The organism is Humibacillus sp. DSM 29435 (genome assembly GCF_001758225.1).
Taxonomy (GTDB): domain Bacteria; phylum Actinomycetota; class Actinomycetes; order Actinomycetales; family Dermatophilaceae; genus DSM-29435.
Map to the genome: position 1 here is coordinate 129,537 of NZ_MAST01000023.1, position 15,192 is coordinate 144,728.

Sequence of the window (15,192 nt, forward strand, 5' to 3'; positions counted from 1 at the left end):
CACAGCCGGCCGGATGCCGTCGGCCGCGGCGCACTCAGGTGAGGGTGTGCACCCGCCAGAGCCGGGCGCAGGCGGCCAGGTCGTCGCCGAGAACCAGCACGTTGGCGGCCTGCTCGGCGGCTTCCTCGCCGCTCGAGAGGTCGGCACGCCCGGCCGCGATGACGCGACAGAACGCCGCCGCTCGTTCGAGGGCGACGCCGAGGTCACCGTCGAACACGCCGCGAAGGATCTCGTCGATGACCCGCCCCATCTCGGCCGGGCCGGGCGGCTCCGCGACACCGGCCACGGCGTGGTTGGGAGCCGTGAAACGCATTCCGGCGGCGTACTCCCGGCTGGCTTCCTCGGGCGAGCGGCGCACCCACTCGCGCAGCACGTAGAGGCGCCAGAGGGCGCCCGGCAGGCTGCGGGCCGGCCGGCCGCTCCACAGCTCGGCCAAGGTCGAGAGACCGATGTCATCGACGATGGCGACCAACCGGGTGGTCAGGTCGGGGTCGGCCGCGGCCCGGCCGGCGTGCACGATGGCGGATGCCGTCTCGTGCGCCGCGTGGATCGCCTCGGTCGGGTCGTAGGCGGGCCCGTGCGCCTCCAGCGCAGCCTCGCTGAAGAACGCCGGCCGGCGGTGGCCGCGTCGGTCGTTGTCGCTCATCACGAAAGCGTATCCCCGCTACCCGACACCGGCCCGCTGCCGATCCGTACCGCCGGCCGCTCCGTTCAGTGCTGGTAGGTGCCGTGCATGACCGCACGGGCGAGGGTCTTGAACACGAGGTTGAACGACACCACCGCCGGTGACGCGGTGTCGTCGACCCCGAGGGTCGGCTCCGACACGGCGTGCACGACGAAGAAGTAGCGGTGCGGCATGTCGCCCTCCGGCGGGGCCGCACCCATGAAGCCCTTGTCGCCGCCGTCGTTGCGCACGTGGAACGCCTTGCCCGGCAAGGCGCCCGACGCGGCACCGGTGTCGAGGGTGGTGACGTCGGCCGGCACGTCGACGAGCACCCAGTGCCAGAAACCCGACGGCGTCGGCGCATCGGGGTCGAAGCAGGTCACGACGTAGCTCTGCGTGCCCTCGGGTGCCCCGCTCCACGACAGCTGCGGTGAGGTGTTGCCCTGGTCAGCCACCTGGTCGTTCTTGAGCGGCGCGCCGTCACTGACGTCGTCGCTGGTGACGCTGAACGACGCCACCTGCGGCAGCAGCTCGTAGGGGTTGGGGGCAACGGGCCGGTCGAGGCTCATGCTGGCTCCTGCATCGAGAGTTGAATGGTCTACCGACAGTAACCCGGCCCCGCTGAGAACGACCGAACCCGTGGGTAAGGCATACTGGCGGCTGGTTCGGGCGTCGTCACGACGGCTCTCGACCAGAGGGCCTCTAGCTCAGTCGGTAGAGCATCGGACTTTTAATCCGCCGGTCGTCGGTTCGAGCCCGACGGGGCCCACCATGCGACGCCCGACTCTGAGTCGGACCAACCACCCCCGTCGAAACACACCGAGTAGTCGCCAACTCACCGGGTAGCTACTCGGTGAGTTGAGGATTACTCGGTGTGTTGCCTGGGTCGCCGCACCACCCGGGCAGCGGCTGAGCTCGTGCGGTCACCTTCCGGCATCCCACCGCGGCAACCGGACCACGGCTGAGCTGGCGCGGTCAGAATCTCAGCTGTCGGATGCCGCTGTGCTCCGCGAGGGCGACTCGGAGGTCTCGGAGGCCTCGGTGCCCTCTTCGTCGCCCTCGGCGCGGCGGCGGCGGAAGTGCCAGACGACAAGCCCAACCACGACGGCCACGGCGATGATGATGGCGGCGTCGCGCCCGAAGACCGTCTCGACCTTCTGGTACGAGGCGCCGGCCAGGTAGCCGGCCGTGACCACGACCGAGCCCCACAGCATCCCGCCGAGGGCGTTGAAGGTCAGGAACGTGCGGTAGGTCATCGGGGAGCTGCCCGCGAGCGCCGGCATCACGGCTCGGAAGAAGGCGACCCAGCGACCGAGGAACACGGCCCAGCCGCCCCGGCGCTTGAGGAAGTCCTGCGCGTCGTTGATGCGTGACTCGTGCTTGCGCAGCATCCTCAGACCGAGGATGCGGGGCCCCAGCCGGCGGCCGACCTCGAACCCGACGCTGTCGCCGACGATCGCCGCGATGATCACGACGGCCAGCACGGCAGGCAGTGCGACATGGCCGCGGTTGGCCGCCACGCCGCCGACGATGGCCGCGGTCTCCCCCGGCAGGACGAACCCGACGAACAGCGCGTCCTCTGCGAAGACGAGCAGGCCGACCACGCTCAGCACGAGGGCAGCCGGTGCGCTCAGGATCTTGTTGACCAGGTCAGCGAGCACTAGGGCCCACCGCCTGCGCGACGACGCTCATCCCGGCAGCATCGAACACCAGGCTGGGAACAGTCTGGACGTCAACTGGATGAGCGAGGCCTGAGCAGGAGCGGTCAGACGGTCTCGTCCTCGGTCGTGATGAGCCAGTCGCGCACCTCCGGCATGTCTTCGAGGTGCTCGATGATGTAGGCGTGGTGGCGCTCGAGCTGCGACTCGCACCAGGCCTTGAGGTCGCTCGCCCCGGGCACCTGACGCTTGGAGTTGTTGATGGCGTCCATGACGAGGTGGTAGCGGTCGACCCCGTTGCGCACGACCATGTCGAAGGGCGTGGTCGTCGTGCCCTCTTCGCTGAACCCGCGCACGTGGAACCGGTCAGCGTCGGGCCGGCCGTGCACCAGCTGGTGGATCGCCCCGTGGTAGCCGTGGAAGGCGAACACGACGTCGACCGTGTTGGTGAACAGCTCGGCGAAGCGCACGCCGTCCATCCCGTGCGGGTGGTTGCGGGGGCGCGAGAGCGCCATCAGGTCGACGACGTTCACGACCCGGACCCGCAGCTGCGGCAGCATGTCCTTGAGGATCTGCGCCGCCGCCACCGTCTCCATGGTCACGACGTCACCGGCGCACCCGAGCACGATGTCGGGGTCGGCCGAGCCGTCGTCGTTGCCCGCCCACCCCCAGGTGCCAGCACCGACCGCGCAGTGTTTGATCGCCTCGTCCATCGTCAGCCACTGCGGCTGCGGCTGCTTGTCGATGACGATGAGGTTGACGTACGACGTCGAGCGGAAGCAGTGGTCGGCAACGGAGAGAAGGCAGTTCGCGTCTGGTGGCAGGTAGATGCGGGCCACGTCGCCGCGGGCGGTGAGCACGGTCTGGATCAGGCCTGGCCCCTGGTGGGAGAAGCCGTTGTGGTCGTTGCGCCAGGCCGTCGAGGTGAGCAGGATGTTGAGGCTGGGCACCCGCGCGCGCCACGGCAGGTGTCGCGACTCCTGGAGCCACTTGCTGTGCTGCACGGTCATCGACGCGCTCACCATGGCGAACGCCTCGTAGGTGGCGAACAGCCCGTGCCGCCCGGTGAGGTTGTAGCCCTCGAGCCAGCCGTGGCAGTTGTGCTCCGAGAGCACCTCCATCACCCGACCGTGGCGCGAGAGCAGCACGTCGCCGGGCTCGACCCGCTCGGCGGTCATGCGGTCAGAGACCTCGAACACGGCGCCCAGGCGGTTGCTGTTCGTCTCGTCGGGGCAGAAGAGCCGGAACGAGTCGGGGTTGCGCACGTAGAGCTCGCGCATCATCTCGCCGAGGGCGCGCGTCGACTCGGCCCGAACGCTCGCGGGCGCCGGCACGTCGCGGGCGAAGTCGCGGAAGTCGGGGATGTCGAGGGGCACGTGCAGCCCGTCACCGGCATCCGGCGAGCCCTGCAGGCGCACCCCGCCGTTGGCGTGCGGCGACGCGCTCATCCGCAGGTCGCCACTCGGGTTCGCCGCCCGCACCAGCTCGACCGGTGCGCCCGACTCGTCGAAGAGCTCTTCGGGGCGATACGTCTTCAGCCACGTGTCGAGCAGGGCGAGGTGCCCGGGGTCGCCCTTCACCCCCGACAGCGGCACCTGGTGCGAGCGCCACGTGCCGGTGACCTGCACCCCGTCGATCGTGTCGGGCCCGGTCCACCCCTTGGGGGTGCGCAGCACGATGAGCGGCCACCGGGGGCGTGGCCCCTCCCAGCCCTGCTCGCCGACAGCACGCGCCTCGGCCTGGATCGCCCTGATGCGCGTGTAGGCGTCGGCCAGCACCTCGGCGAAGCGCTCGTGCATGCCGGGGATGTCGTCGCCCTCGACCTCGAGCACGAGGTAGCCGTGCCCCTCGAGCAGGCGGCGCACCTCGCCGGGGTCCTTGCGGCCCAGCACTGTCGGACCGGCGATCTTGTAGCCGTTGAGGTGCAGGATCGGCAGCACCGCTCCGTCACGAGCCGGGTTGAGGAACGAGATCCCCTTCCACGACCCCTCGAGCGGGCCGGTCTCGGCCTCGCCGTCGCCGACGACCGCGACGGCCAGCAGGTCGGGGTTGTCCATCACGGCGCCGAAGGCGTGCATGAGCACGTAGCCGAGCTCGCCGCCCTCGTGGATCGAGCCGGGCGTCGTCACCGAGACGTGGCTGGGGATGCCGCCGGGCGACGAGAACTGGCGGAAGAGCCGCTTGACACCGGCTTCGTCCAACGACACGTCGGGGTAGACCTCGCTGTAGGTGCCCTCGAGGTAGCCGGCGGCGACGAGTGCAGGCCCGCCGTGGCCGGGACCCGTCAGATAGATCGTCTCCTGCCCGGTGTGCCGGATGACGCGCGAGACGTGCGTGTAGATGAACGACAGGCCCGGGCTGGTGCCCCAGTGGCCGAGCAGCCGCGGTTTGATGTCGTCGGAGGTCAGCTCGCGCCGCAGCAGCGGGTTGTCCTGCAGGTAGATCTGACCGATGGTCAGGTAGTTGTTGGCGCGCCACCACGCGTCCATCGCCGCGATCTCGTCGGGCGTGGCCGCGGGCACGGTGGTCAGGTCGGATGCCGGTGTCGTCGTCACGGCCCCACTCTGGTCGAGTCACCGCGCCCCGACAAGGGACCATCGGCCCCCGCAGAACCGGGCCGACCCGCTCACACGGGCAAGCGACGCCGGTGTCACCGAGGCTGCGTCACCTCGACACCCATCGGTTGGCCACTCATGCAACGATGTCCGCGACCAGCACGCCCGCCCGCCGCCCGGCGCGCAACCCCCTCACACGCGAAGGAGCTCGGATGCAGCGCACAGCCGGACTGCTGGCCGACGGCCGCGAGATCATCTGGTTCGACGTCGATGGCTCTCCTGCTCGTTCTGCCGTCGACGACCCTCGCGACCTGCCCCAGACGATCGCCAGCTCGCAGATGCGGCTCGACGTGCTCACGCAGCAGTGGATCTCGATGGCGTCGCACCGCCAGAGCCGCACCTACATGCCGCCGGCCGACGAGTGCCCCCTGTGCCCGTCGAGCGACGGTCGGCACACCGAGGTGCCCTCGGAGGAGTACCAGTCGGTGGCCTTCGAGAACCGGTTCCCGTCGTTCTCGACCCACGTCGAAGGCATCGACTCGGTCGACGACGGCATCACCGCACTGCGCCCCGGCATCGGGCGGTGCGAGGTCGTCTGCTTCACCTCCGACCACGACGGCTCGTTCGCCGGGCTGACGCAGCAGCAGGCGCGGCTCGTCGTCGACGTCTGGGCTGACCGCACCACCGCGCTGTCGAGCTCACCCGGGGTCGAGCAGGTCTTCCCCTTCGAGAACCGCGGCGCCGAGATCGGGGTGACCCTGCAGCATCCGCACGGTCAGATCTACGGCTACCCGTTCGTGCCGCCGCAGACCCACCACGAGCTGCACAGCGCCCGCGAGCATCTGGCCCAGACCGGCAGCAGCCTCTTCGGCGACATCATCGAGCGCGAGCTGCGCGACGAGGTGCGGGTGGTGGTCGACAGCGAGCACTGGGTCGCCTTCGTGCCGTTCGCTGCTCGCTGGCCCATGGAGGTGCACCTCTTCCCCCGGCGCCAGGTTCCCAACATCCCCGCCCTCAACGACGCCGAGCGCGACGACTTCGCCCGCGTCTACCTCGACGTGCTCGGCCGTTTCGACCGGCTCTACTCCACCCCGATGCCCTACATCGCCGGCTGGCAGCAGGCGCCGGTTCACAGCGACCGCGACCTGGCCTGGCTGCACCTCGAGCTGTTCTCGGTGCGCCGTGGCGAGGGGCGCCTGAAGTATCTCGCCGGGTCGGAGTCGGCGATGGGCGCCTTCGTCGGTGACGTGCTGCCCGAGCAGCAGGCAGAGCGGTTGCGCCAGGTCTGACGGCCGAACAGACGGCCCGCGCCGCCCCCTCCACGAAGAGTGGGCCGGGCTCCCGAAGAAGACCGGCCCACTCGACCGCAAGGGTCAGTGCTCGAAGGCGTCCTTGACGTTGCTGCCGGCGTCCTTGAGCTGCTCACCGCGCTGCTTGAGGTCTGCCTTGGCCTGGTCGCCCTGGCCCTCGGCCTCCAGCTGCTCGTTGTCGGTGACCTTTCCGGCGGCCTCCTTGGCCTTCCCCTTGAGCTCTTCCCCGAGGTTCTTGGCCTTGTCCATAGCGCCCATGGCTGGGCTCCTTTCCTGGTCCGATCAGAGATCGGTACCTTACCGGTCGCGTCCGGTTCGCAACCCATGGAGGCGGTCTGGGTCGGGCCTCCTGCCAGTCGCCGGGCTCACGAGACGGTCGCGTTTCGCGTCGGGCCGGTCCGGTTTGCGACACTGGCGGCGTGATCTCTGCAGCGGGCGACCCACCCGGCCTCTCCTCGGTGCGGGCGCCCCGGTCGGTCAACCTGAGCCGCTACGCCTACCTGTCGATCGCGGCGGCCGTGGTCACGATCACCCTCAAGGTCATCGCCTGGCGCCTCACCGGGTCGGTCGGGCTGCTCTCGGATGCCGCGGAGTCGGTCGTCAACCTCGTCGCCGCCGTGGCCATGCTCGTCGTGCTGCGGGTCGCGGCGAAGCCGGCTGACAGCAACCACCTCTTCGGGCACAGCAAGGCCGGCTACTTCTCGGCGGCCATCGAGGGACAGCTGATCTTCGTGGCGGCCCTGGTCATCATGTGGACCGCCGTCGAGCGGTTCATCAACCCGCGACCCATCGAGGACGTCGGGTTGGGACTCGGCATCTCGGTCGTGGCGTCCGTCGTGAACGGGGTGGTCGGCATCCTGCTGATCCGCGCGGGGCGGCGGTACCGCTCGCTGCCGCTGACGGCCGACGGCAAGCACCTGATGACCGACGTCTGGACCTCCGTCGGAGTCATCGTCGGCGTGCTGCTCGTCGCGCTGACCGGCATCGAGCGTCTCGACCCCGTCATCGCGTTTCTGGTCGGCCTCAACATCGTCTTCACCGGCTGGAAGCTGCTGCGTGCGTCGGTCGAGGGGCTCATGGACATCGCCATGACACGGGAGGACAACGCCGTGATCGCTGACGTGCTGACCGGGTTCGTGACCCCCGAGGTGCACTTCCACGCGCTGCGCACGCGCGAGTCCGGGCACGACCGGTTCGCCGAGGTGCACGTGCTCGTGCCGGGAGCCTGGTCGGTGCAGCAGGGGCACGACCTCGTCGAGGAGGTCGAGGCCGCCGTCTGCCTGCGCTTCCCCGACGTCGTGCTGACCTGCCACCTCGAACCGTCTGAAGACCCTCGCGCCTACGGTGACTACGCGGCCGAGTTCCCGGTGCCCACCCACGACGACATCCTCGCGGCCCACCGGGGCCACCCCGACGAAGCGGCCGGCGCCGGCGCCCCACCGACGTGACCGGTCGCCACCGATGAGCCCCCAGCACGTCGTCATCGACTCACCCATCGGTGCGCTCACCGTCGTCGCCGACGATGGGGCCATCACCCACCTGCTCATGGATGCCGCTGCGCACCGCCCCGACGACCCGGCGCTCTTCGGCGGGCTGGGCGACCCTGCCTCCGAGCCGTTCACGTCAGCCGCCCGTCAGCTGGAGGAGTACTTCGCCGGCGAGCGCACGACCTTCGACCTCCCGCTGACGCCGCGCGGCAACGACTTCCAGCAGCGGGTGTGGGCCCGGCTGCTCGAGATCCCCTACGCCGAGACGCGCAGCTACGGCGAGCTGGCTCGTGGCCTCGGCGGCGCCGGTCTTGCCCAGGCGGTCGGGTCGGCCAACGGACGCAACCCGATCGCGGTGGTCATCCCCTGTCACCGCGTCATCGGCGCCGACGGGTCGCTGGTCGGCTACGCGGGAGGGCTGGGCCGCAAGCGTTTCCTGCTGGCACTGGAGGAGTCACCACCACTGGTAGCCGGCCGGCTCTTCTGACTGGTCGCGCGGGCGGCGGGCGGCGGGCGGCCCCACGACCTCAGTCGGCCACCTGCAGGATGCACGCGGTGCCGACGTCGACGAAGCCCACCCGCCGGTAGATCTCCGCCGCGGCATCCGACGCGGCCGAGAGGAAGACGAGCTCGACGCCCCGGTCACGGCAGGCGGTGACCAGCGAGCGGGTGATGGCGGTGCCGTGCCCGCGACGGCGGTGGCCCGGTGGCACGGCGATCCCCATCATCTCGGCAACATCGTCTCGCGGAGCGGCCGACCCGGCACCGCACAGGTGAGTGCCCTCGAACGAGGCGACCACCACGAGGTCACCGCGTTCGATCAGCTGCGGCTGGATGCCGGTGTCGCCAGGCTCTACCTCGTCGACCCCATGGAAGCCCGCCGCCACCGCCCCCACCGCGAGCGCCAGGTGCGGCTCGGCCGGGTGCAGGGTGCGGGCCCTCGGGTCGGGCTCCACGTCGTTCAGGCTGGGCAGGGCGAGCAGCGGGTAGCGCTGCGTCCGGTAGCCGGCCGCCACCACCGCAGGCAGCAGCTCGGGCGTCATCTGCTCCACCCATTCGATGGCCCGGGGAACGCCGAGCTGCCGTTGGCGCTCGAGCACCCGCTCGACATCAGCCGGCTCGAACCGGCCCCGGCCGCCCAGCGCAGGACGGGCGTAGAACTGCCAGCCGGTGCCCGCTTCGGCGACAAAGAGCGTGAACGGTCCGCACGGCTCCGCGGCCGACGAGGCCCGCGGCACGAGGTCGTAGTAGCGCTCGATGCGGTCGAGCCGGTGGTCGTGGATGGTGCGCACGTCGTCACGATGACACCGTTGGGGCTCGCGACGCCATCGAGTTCTCCGGCGTCAGCGAAACGTTCGTCGGTCTGAGGATGGTCACTGACGGCCGAGCGCCTTCGCTGACCAAGCCAGCATCGCACGTCTCCGGTGCGCCGTTCTTGGCGTGGGATGCTGGCCCGACCGCAAACCTCACACCTCACACTTTCGCGGGGCGGAGCGTTCACAGAGCATGAAGCATCCGTTCGACCAGGCTGTCGCCGAGCACAGCGCCGTCGTGCTGCGCGTGTGCCGGGCCGTGCTCGGGCCCGTCGAGGCCGACGACGCGTGGTCGGAGACGTTCCTGTCGGCGCTGCGGGCCTGGCCCGACCTGCCCGACGACGCCAACGTGCGGGCCTGGCTCGTCACCGTCGCGCATCGCAAAGCCATCGACGTGCGAAGGGCGCAGGCCCGGGGCGCCGTGCCGGTCGAGTCCCTTCCCGACCGGCCGTCCTGGGGCGACGAACAGCCGGGAGCAGCCCTGCCCGACACCGAGCTCTGGGCCGCTCTCGCCGCCCTACCGAGCAAGCAACGCCAGTGCGTCGCGTACCACCACGTGGCCGGCCTTCCCCACGCCGAGGTCGCCGCCATCGTCGGAGGAACGGCCGCCGCCTCGCGACGGTCGGCCGCCGACGGGATCGCGACCCTCCGCCGCACCTATCTCACCAAGGAAGTGAGCACGCATGTCTGACAACTTGATTGAGCAACTCGCCGCCCCCCGACCCGCAGACGCCGGGGCCGTAGCCGGGGCGGTGGCGGCGCTGCGCGAGAGGCTGGCCGGGGCGGCATCCGCCCAGGGGCTGGTCGACGTGGCGTTCCGCACCGTCGAGACGCCGGTCGGGGCGTTGCTGCTCGCGGCGACGGAGGCCGGAGTCGTGCGCGTCGCGTACCCGGCCGAGGGTCACGAGGCGGTTCTCGAGTCGTTGAGCGTGGCCATCGGCTCGCGAGTGCTGCGCGACACCAGGCGGTTCGACGACCTCTGCCACCAGCTCGACGGCTACTTCGCGGGGCAGCGGCGCCACTTCGAGGTGGCGCTCGACCTGCGGCTCGCCCACGGGTTCCGCCTCGAGGTGCTGGAGCACCTGCGCACCATTGCCTACGGCGCCACCGAGACGTATGCCGCCGCGGCCGCGGCATCCGGTCGACCGAAGGCCGTGCGCGCCGTGGGAACCGCCTGCGCCACCAACCCGCTGCCGCTGCTCGTTCCGTGCCATCGGGTCGTGCGCTCCGACGGCACGATGGGCGGCTACCTCGGCGGGCTCCCGGCGAAACAGCTGCTGCTCGACCTGGAGGCGGCGGCATGACGTTGCTCTCCGGCCGGCGAGGGGTCGTTCGATGAGCTGGCCGGTCGAGCGCACCCGGGAGGTCTACGCCAACCGCTGGATCACGGTTCGCGAAGACCAGGTGCGGCGGCCCGACGGGTCCGACGGCCTCTACGGCGTGGTCACCGTGCGATCCCCCGCCGTGTTCGTCGTGGCCCTGACCGAGGCCGACGAGGTGCTGCTCGTCACCATCGACCGTCACACGGTCGGGGCCTCCGTCGAGGTTCCGGCCGGAGGCACCGACGGCGAGGACCCCCTGGTGGCCGCCCGCCGCGAGCTCGCCGAGGAGACCGGGATGGCGGCGCGCACCTGGCGCCGGCTCGGCACGATGACGGCGCTCAACGGCATCTGCGAGGCCGAGGAGACCGTCTTTCTCGCCACCGACCTCGAGCCGGCCCCTGGTCACGACGCGGCGACCCTGGTCGAGGAGGGCATCACCGCGGTTCGGCGCGTGCCGCTGCGTGACGTGCTCGCCATGGTCGCCGCCGGCGAGATCACCGACGGTGAGACCCAGGCCGCGCTGCTGCACGCCCTCATCGCCCTCGGCCGGGTCCACTGACCCCCACCCAGTCGAGTGGCCACTTTCCTACAGTCGGGTCCGTACCGAAGTGGCCACTCGACTGACTTCTCCCGTCGAGTGGCCACTTTCGTACCGGTCTCATCACCACCCCCACCCAGTCGAGTGGTCACTTTCGTACCGGTCGCGATGCAACGGTTCTGGGATGCCGTGTGTCAATGAGGGTGTACGGGTTACGCCGAGAGCACCGGAGAGTCGATGAGACGCAGAGACGAGACCGCCTTCCAGGCCTTCGTCGTCGAGCGCCAGACCATGCTGCGCCGCCGGGCCTTTCTGCTGTGCGGCAACTGGGCCGACGGTGACGAGCTGGTACAGGAGGCGTTGGCCCGGGTCTACGTCGCCTGGCCGCGGATCGCCACCGGTGCCGAAACCGCCTACACGAGACGCACGATGATGAACCTCTTTCTCAACGACCAGCGCAAACGACGCCGCGAGGTGCTCACCGACGAGCCCCCTGAGCCGGCCACGACCCCCCACGACCACGACCTGGCCCTGACCCTGACCGCGCTGCTCGACGACCTGCCCGAGAAGCAGCGGGCCGTGCTCGTGCTGCGCTTCTGGGAAGACCTCACGGTGCCGCAGATCGCGGAATGCACCGGGGTCGCCGAGGGCACGATCAAGAGTCAGATCTCCCGTGCGCTGCACGCCCTGCGCGACCGGCTGGCCGAACCGCCGCGAGGCGCGGCGGAGGTGGCGACATGAACACCCGAGGCGACGACGACCGAGCCGACGACGACCGAGCCGACCAGGCCGGCCGAGACCACGAACCGCACGAGAAGCAAGACAAGGACACCGCCATGGACACCGACACGAGCGAGCAGCGGCTCAGAGAGGCATTGAACGCCGTGAACGACCTGGAACCTCCCCGCGACGACCTCTTCGCGGCACGGGCCCTCAACCGTGGCCGGGCCCGCACCGCGCGCCGCCGTTCGGCGCTGCTCGGAGCCGCCGCCGCGGTGATCGTCGTCGGCGGGGTCGGCGGGGTCGGCGGGGTGTGGACCCTGTCGCAGAACGTTGGCACGTCGACCAGCTCCATGGCGGCCGGTGCGCCCGTGCAGGACCAGTCCAAGGCGGGGGCGGGTGGTTCGGGCGAGGCTGCGCGCGCTCCTGGCCCCATCTCACCGGGTCAGCCAACCCGCACCCTGGGCTCGGACCAGCCGGGAACAGACGGCCTCACCGGTGGAAACCTGTCATTGTCGGCCCGCGACACCAGCCAGTGGCTCCGGGGGCCGGTGACGGCGCAGCGCATCGCGTTCGATGCGATTGCGCCCACCCTCGCCGCGCGCTGGCCCGACGTCTTCTCGGGCGCGTATGCCGCTGACGCCACGAACGCGCGCATCGTCGTCGCGGTCGTTCGCCCCGATCCGGCACTCGAGTCGTTCGTGAGGGGCGCCATGCCGACAGCGAGTGATGTTCAGTTCGTCACGGCGGCGAACTCGCTCGCGACCAAACAGAAGGTGGCCACAGAGATCGCCGCGAGCGCCGTGGCCCTGAGCGGCCAAGGTGTCGACGTGACCGGCATCCGCCTCGACGGGCGCACCGACCGGGTGGTCGTGACGACCGCGACGGGGTCAACCCCAGGAGTGCTCGAACAGCGTTACGGCACAACGATGGTGACGGTTGTCGTCTCAGCGGTGACGCCTCCGGCGAAGCTGCCGAACGGCGCCACCCTGCCGCCACTGCAACGCTGACCATCTCGGCTGGCGCGGATAGGCTGCTCGGCATGGAGCAGCCCCCCGCCCCCGAGGCCCCGATGAGCCCCATCGAGGCTCTGAGGCGCATCTGTTTCCTGCTCGAGCGCGGGCGTGAGAGCAGCTACCGGGTCGACGCCTTCCGCAAGGCCAGCGACGCGATCACGCTCATCACTGACGACGAGCTGACGGAGCGGGTCAAGGCTGGAACTCTCAAACAGATCAAGGGCATCGGCGACTCGAGCGCCGCGATCATCGGGCAGGCGGCGCGGGGCGAGATGCCGACCTACCTCGCCGAGACCGAGAAGAAGCACGGCGGGCCGCTCACCACCGACGGCGCCGAGCTGTACGCCGCGCTACGCGGTGACCTGCACTCCCACTCGAACTGGAGCGACGGCGGCAGCCCCATCGAGGAGATGGTGCTGGCCGCCGTGCAGCTGGGGCAGGAGTGGATGGCGCTGACCGACCACTCCCCCCGTCTCAAGATCGCGAACGGGCTCTCGCGCGAGCGCCTCGCCGACCAGCTGAGACGGGTCGAGGCGATCAACGCCAGCGTCGGCGACTCGTTCACCCTGCTCAAGGGCATCGAGGTCGACATCAACCTCGACGGCAGCCTCGACCAGGACGAGGACATGCTGGCCCAGCTCGACGTCGTGACGGCCTCGATCCACTCCAAGCTGCGCCAACCCGCCTTCGAGATGACCCCCCGCATGCTGGCCGCCGTGCGGCATCCGCGCACCAACGTGCTCGCGCACTGCACCGGCCGGCTCGTCACCGGCGGCCGGGGCACGCGGCCCCCGTCGGCCTTCGACGCCGAGAAGGTGTTCGCGGCCTGCCTCGAGAACGACGTCGCAGTCGAGATCAACTCACGCCCCGAGCGCCAGGACCCACCCGACGAGCTGATCGTGCTGGCGCGCGACCTCGGCTGCCTCTTCACCATCGACTCCGACGCCCACGCGCCCGGTCAGCTCGACATGAAGAGCCTCGGCTGCGCGCGGGCCGAGCAGCACGGCATCTGGGCCGAACGCATCGTCACGACGTGGCCGGTCGATGACGTGCTGGCCTGGGCCGGGCGTTGATTTGGAGCGAGCCCCGATCTGCGGCTATGGTTTCGCTCGTCCCAAACGGATAGGTCGGGTTCACGTCCCCATCGTCTAGCGGCCTAGGACTCCGCCCTTTCACGGCGGCAGCACGGGTTCGAATCCCGTTGGGGATACGCGTTACAGTTCCACCAGCGTCACAGTTGCACCAGCACCATGGTTTCACCAGCACTACCAGTGAGGCCCCGTAGCGCAGTTGGTTAGCGCGCCGCCCTGTCACGGCGGAGGTCGCCGGTTCGAGCCCGGTCGGGGTCGCTTCATATGAAGCGCCGCTCCTCAACGAGGAGCGGCGCTTTGGCGTTCACCACCCCCAGCCCGGATGCCGCTCACCCTCCCGCGGCCGCGTCGCCTGTGCGTTCGGCACCTGTTTGGCCTCGCAGGTGCCAACCGCGCGACAGGCTGCCCGTTCGGCACCTCCCCCGCCTGACTGGTGCCAACCGCACAGCTGGGCTCAGGCGGGTCGGCGCGAGCCCAGGCGGTGGGCGCGCACGACCTGGTTGAGGAATGCGTTCGGGTCGAGGCGCAATCCCAGAACGGGAATTCGCAGCACTCGCTCGGCGCCGAGCACCAGCTCGTTCTGGCGCAACGCGTCGGCCACCGCGTTCAGGGCCAAGGCGTGGTGCCCACCGTCGATCTCGACAACGAGCCCGATGTCGTTCCACGCCACGTCGAGGTAGACCCGGCCGTCGGGAAGCGTGCGCACCGACTGCCGGTCGGGCTCGGGCAGGCCACGGGTGCGGCAGAGCCGCGCAAAGTCGAGCTCGCCCAACGAATGCGCACCATCGCAGACGTCACGAACCACCGTGTCGATCAGCTGCCGCCGCGGCGAGCGGCGAACCGCGCTCCACGCCTCGAGCAGCATCGGGGGTGAGACGAGGCGCTGCTGAATGACCAGACAGAGCACCAGGGTGGCCTGGCGATCGGTGCGGGCCCACTGCGCGGCATGGATCGCGGCGTGTTCGGGCCGAACGCGGGGTACGCCGGCGCCGATCGGTTCCGGCTGGCGAACTCGTTGGTGACGTCGCACGCCTGGCACCGAGTGCCGCCGGTTGTCGGCCGGCAGGCAGACATCGATCGCATCGGTCATGAAGCCGGTCAGCCCCGAGGCCAGCAGTGCGGTCGCTCCGTCGAGCGCCGCGCCGGCACCGGTCTCCCACACGGCGCGCCACCACAAGGCCTCGCCTTGAGGCTCTGAGGTGCCGATGACCACCGTGTGCCGACCAGCGCGCCGCCACCGGCCGGCGTTGACCTCTGACGCGACGTCATGCCTGGACAGGCCCGCGGCACGCAGATCGGCTCGGTGAGCGACCCCGGCGTGCCGGGCCGCCACCTCCGCTCCGATGCGGGCTCGCTGCGCACGGCTGCGGCGCACGGTTCTGGCGAGCATGCAGGCAGCCTGCTTCATCAACCGTCCGCGTCGCTGACGTTGTGCACAGGCCGCCGCTGAGCGTTCGGCACCTCTCAAGCCGCGGAGGTGTCAAGCGCACTACGGGTTGCGCGGTTGGCACCTGCACG

At 70.4% G+C, this 15,192-nt stretch carries 16 protein-coding genes and 3 tRNA genes; 12 read left to right on the forward strand and 7 right to left on the reverse strand.

What is annotated here, in order from left to right; genetic code table 11:
* Positions 1–34: 34 nt before the first annotated feature.
* Positions 35–646, reverse strand: a complete 612-nt coding sequence (locus BA895_RS14475) for a hypothetical protein (RefSeq protein ID WP_070192597.1) — start codon at positions 644–646, stop codon at positions 35–37.
* Between the two features lie 65 nt (positions 647–711).
* Entirely contained in the window at positions 712–1,233 is a 522-nt protein-coding gene (locus BA895_RS14480) for a YbhB/YbcL family Raf kinase inhibitor-like protein (protein WP_070192598.1), read from the reverse strand.
* A 127-nt stretch (positions 1,234–1,360) separates the two neighbouring features.
* On the opposite strand from BA895_RS14480, the gene BA895_RS14485 reads away from it, so the two are divergent.
* Positions 1,361–1,436 (forward strand) — tRNA-Lys (locus BA895_RS14485).
* 211 nt (positions 1,437–1,647) lie between these two features.
* Here BA895_RS14485 and BA895_RS14490 read toward each other — a convergent pair.
* Both BA895_RS14490 and BA895_RS14495 read right to left on the reverse strand, forming a co-directional pair.
* Positions 1,648–2,325, reverse strand: a complete 678-nt coding sequence (locus BA895_RS14490; RefSeq protein WP_217493909.1) for a DedA family protein — start codon at positions 2,323–2,325, stop codon at positions 1,648–1,650.
* A gap of 104 nt (positions 2,326–2,429) precedes the next feature.
* Complete coding sequence (locus tag BA895_RS14495; RefSeq protein ID WP_070192599.1) at positions 2,430–4,877, reverse strand: phosphoketolase; 2,448 nt, start codon at positions 4,875–4,877, stop codon at positions 2,430–2,432.
* A 212-nt stretch (positions 4,878–5,089) separates the two neighbouring features.
* Here BA895_RS14495 and galT point away from each other — a divergent pair, with 212 nt between their 5' ends.
* On the forward strand, positions 5,090–6,166 hold the full coding sequence (gene galT / locus BA895_RS14500) for a galactose-1-phosphate uridylyltransferase (RefSeq protein WP_070192600.1): 1,077 nt from the start codon (positions 5,090–5,092) through the stop codon (positions 6,164–6,166).
* 84 nt (positions 6,167–6,250) lie between these two features.
* Here the strand turns inward: galT and BA895_RS14505 are convergent, their stop codons facing one another.
* Positions 6,251–6,445 (reverse strand): CsbD family protein, encoded by a 195-nt coding sequence (locus tag BA895_RS14505; RefSeq protein ID WP_070192601.1) that lies wholly within the window; start codon positions 6,443–6,445, stop codon positions 6,251–6,253.
* 164 nt (positions 6,446–6,609) lie between these two features.
* Here BA895_RS14505 and BA895_RS14510 point away from each other — a divergent pair, with 164 nt between their 5' ends.
* Complete coding sequence (locus tag BA895_RS14510) at positions 6,610–7,635, forward strand: cation diffusion facilitator family transporter (protein WP_371327719.1); 1,026 nt, start codon at positions 6,610–6,612, stop codon at positions 7,633–7,635.
* Between the two features lie 13 nt (positions 7,636–7,648).
* The gene (locus BA895_RS14515) at positions 7,649–8,161 is read left to right on the forward strand and encodes a methylated-DNA--[protein]-cysteine S-methyltransferase (RefSeq protein ID WP_070192603.1); all 513 of its coding nucleotides are present in this window, start codon (positions 7,649–7,651) and stop codon (positions 8,159–8,161) included.
* Positions 8,162–8,201: 40 nt separating this feature from the next.
* Here BA895_RS14515 and BA895_RS14520 read toward each other — a convergent pair whose 3' ends face one another.
* Positions 8,202–8,966: a GNAT family N-acetyltransferase gene (locus BA895_RS14520; RefSeq protein WP_070192604.1), complete on the reverse strand. Its 765-nt coding sequence runs from the start codon at positions 8,964–8,966 to the stop codon at positions 8,202–8,204.
* A 214-nt stretch (positions 8,967–9,180) separates the two neighbouring features.
* Here BA895_RS14520 and BA895_RS14525 point away from each other — a divergent pair, with 214 nt between their 5' ends.
* From BA895_RS14525 to BA895_RS14560, 8 genes are all read left to right on the forward strand, one after another.
* Positions 9,181–9,678 (forward strand): RNA polymerase sigma factor, encoded by a 498-nt coding sequence (locus BA895_RS14525; protein ID WP_070192605.1) that lies wholly within the window; start codon positions 9,181–9,183, stop codon positions 9,676–9,678.
* A complete protein-coding gene (locus tag BA895_RS14530; RefSeq protein ID WP_083283373.1) occupies positions 9,671–10,291 on the forward strand; it encodes a methylated-DNA--[protein]-cysteine S-methyltransferase in 621 nt (206 codons plus the stop codon). Before BA895_RS14525 ends, BA895_RS14530 begins: the two co-directional genes overlap by 8 nt.
* A 31-nt stretch (positions 10,292–10,322) precedes the next feature.
* Positions 10,323–10,868, forward strand: coding sequence for an NUDIX domain-containing protein (locus BA895_RS14535; RefSeq protein WP_070192606.1), 546 nt, complete (start codon positions 10,323–10,325; stop codon positions 10,866–10,868).
* A 216-nt stretch (positions 10,869–11,084) separates the two neighbouring features.
* The gene (locus BA895_RS14540; RefSeq protein ID WP_070192607.1) at positions 11,085–11,588 is read left to right on the forward strand and encodes a SigE family RNA polymerase sigma factor; all 504 of its coding nucleotides are present in this window, start codon (positions 11,085–11,087) and stop codon (positions 11,586–11,588) included.
* Positions 11,585–12,577 (forward strand): hypothetical protein, encoded by a 993-nt coding sequence (locus BA895_RS14545; protein WP_070192608.1) that lies wholly within the window; start codon positions 11,585–11,587, stop codon positions 12,575–12,577. Before BA895_RS14540 ends, BA895_RS14545 begins: the two co-directional genes overlap by 4 nt.
* 32 nt (positions 12,578–12,609) lie before the next feature.
* Positions 12,610–13,656 carry a PHP domain-containing protein gene (locus BA895_RS14550; protein WP_070192609.1) on the forward strand — a complete coding sequence of 349 codons (1,047 nt, stop codon included), beginning with the start codon at positions 12,610–12,612 and terminating at the stop codon, positions 13,654–13,656.
* 64 nt (positions 13,657–13,720) lie between these two features.
* A tRNA-Glu gene (locus tag BA895_RS14555) sits at positions 13,721–13,793 on the forward strand.
* A gap of 65 nt (positions 13,794–13,858) precedes the next feature.
* Positions 13,859–13,932, forward strand: a tRNA-Asp gene (locus BA895_RS14560).
* A gap of 196 nt (positions 13,933–14,128) precedes the next feature.
* On the opposite strand, the gene BA895_RS14565 is transcribed toward BA895_RS14560, so the two are convergent.
* Positions 14,129–15,064, reverse strand: a complete 936-nt coding sequence (locus BA895_RS14565) for a hypothetical protein (RefSeq protein ID WP_070192679.1) — start codon at positions 15,062–15,064, stop codon at positions 14,129–14,131.
* Positions 15,065–15,192: the final 128 nt, after the last annotated feature.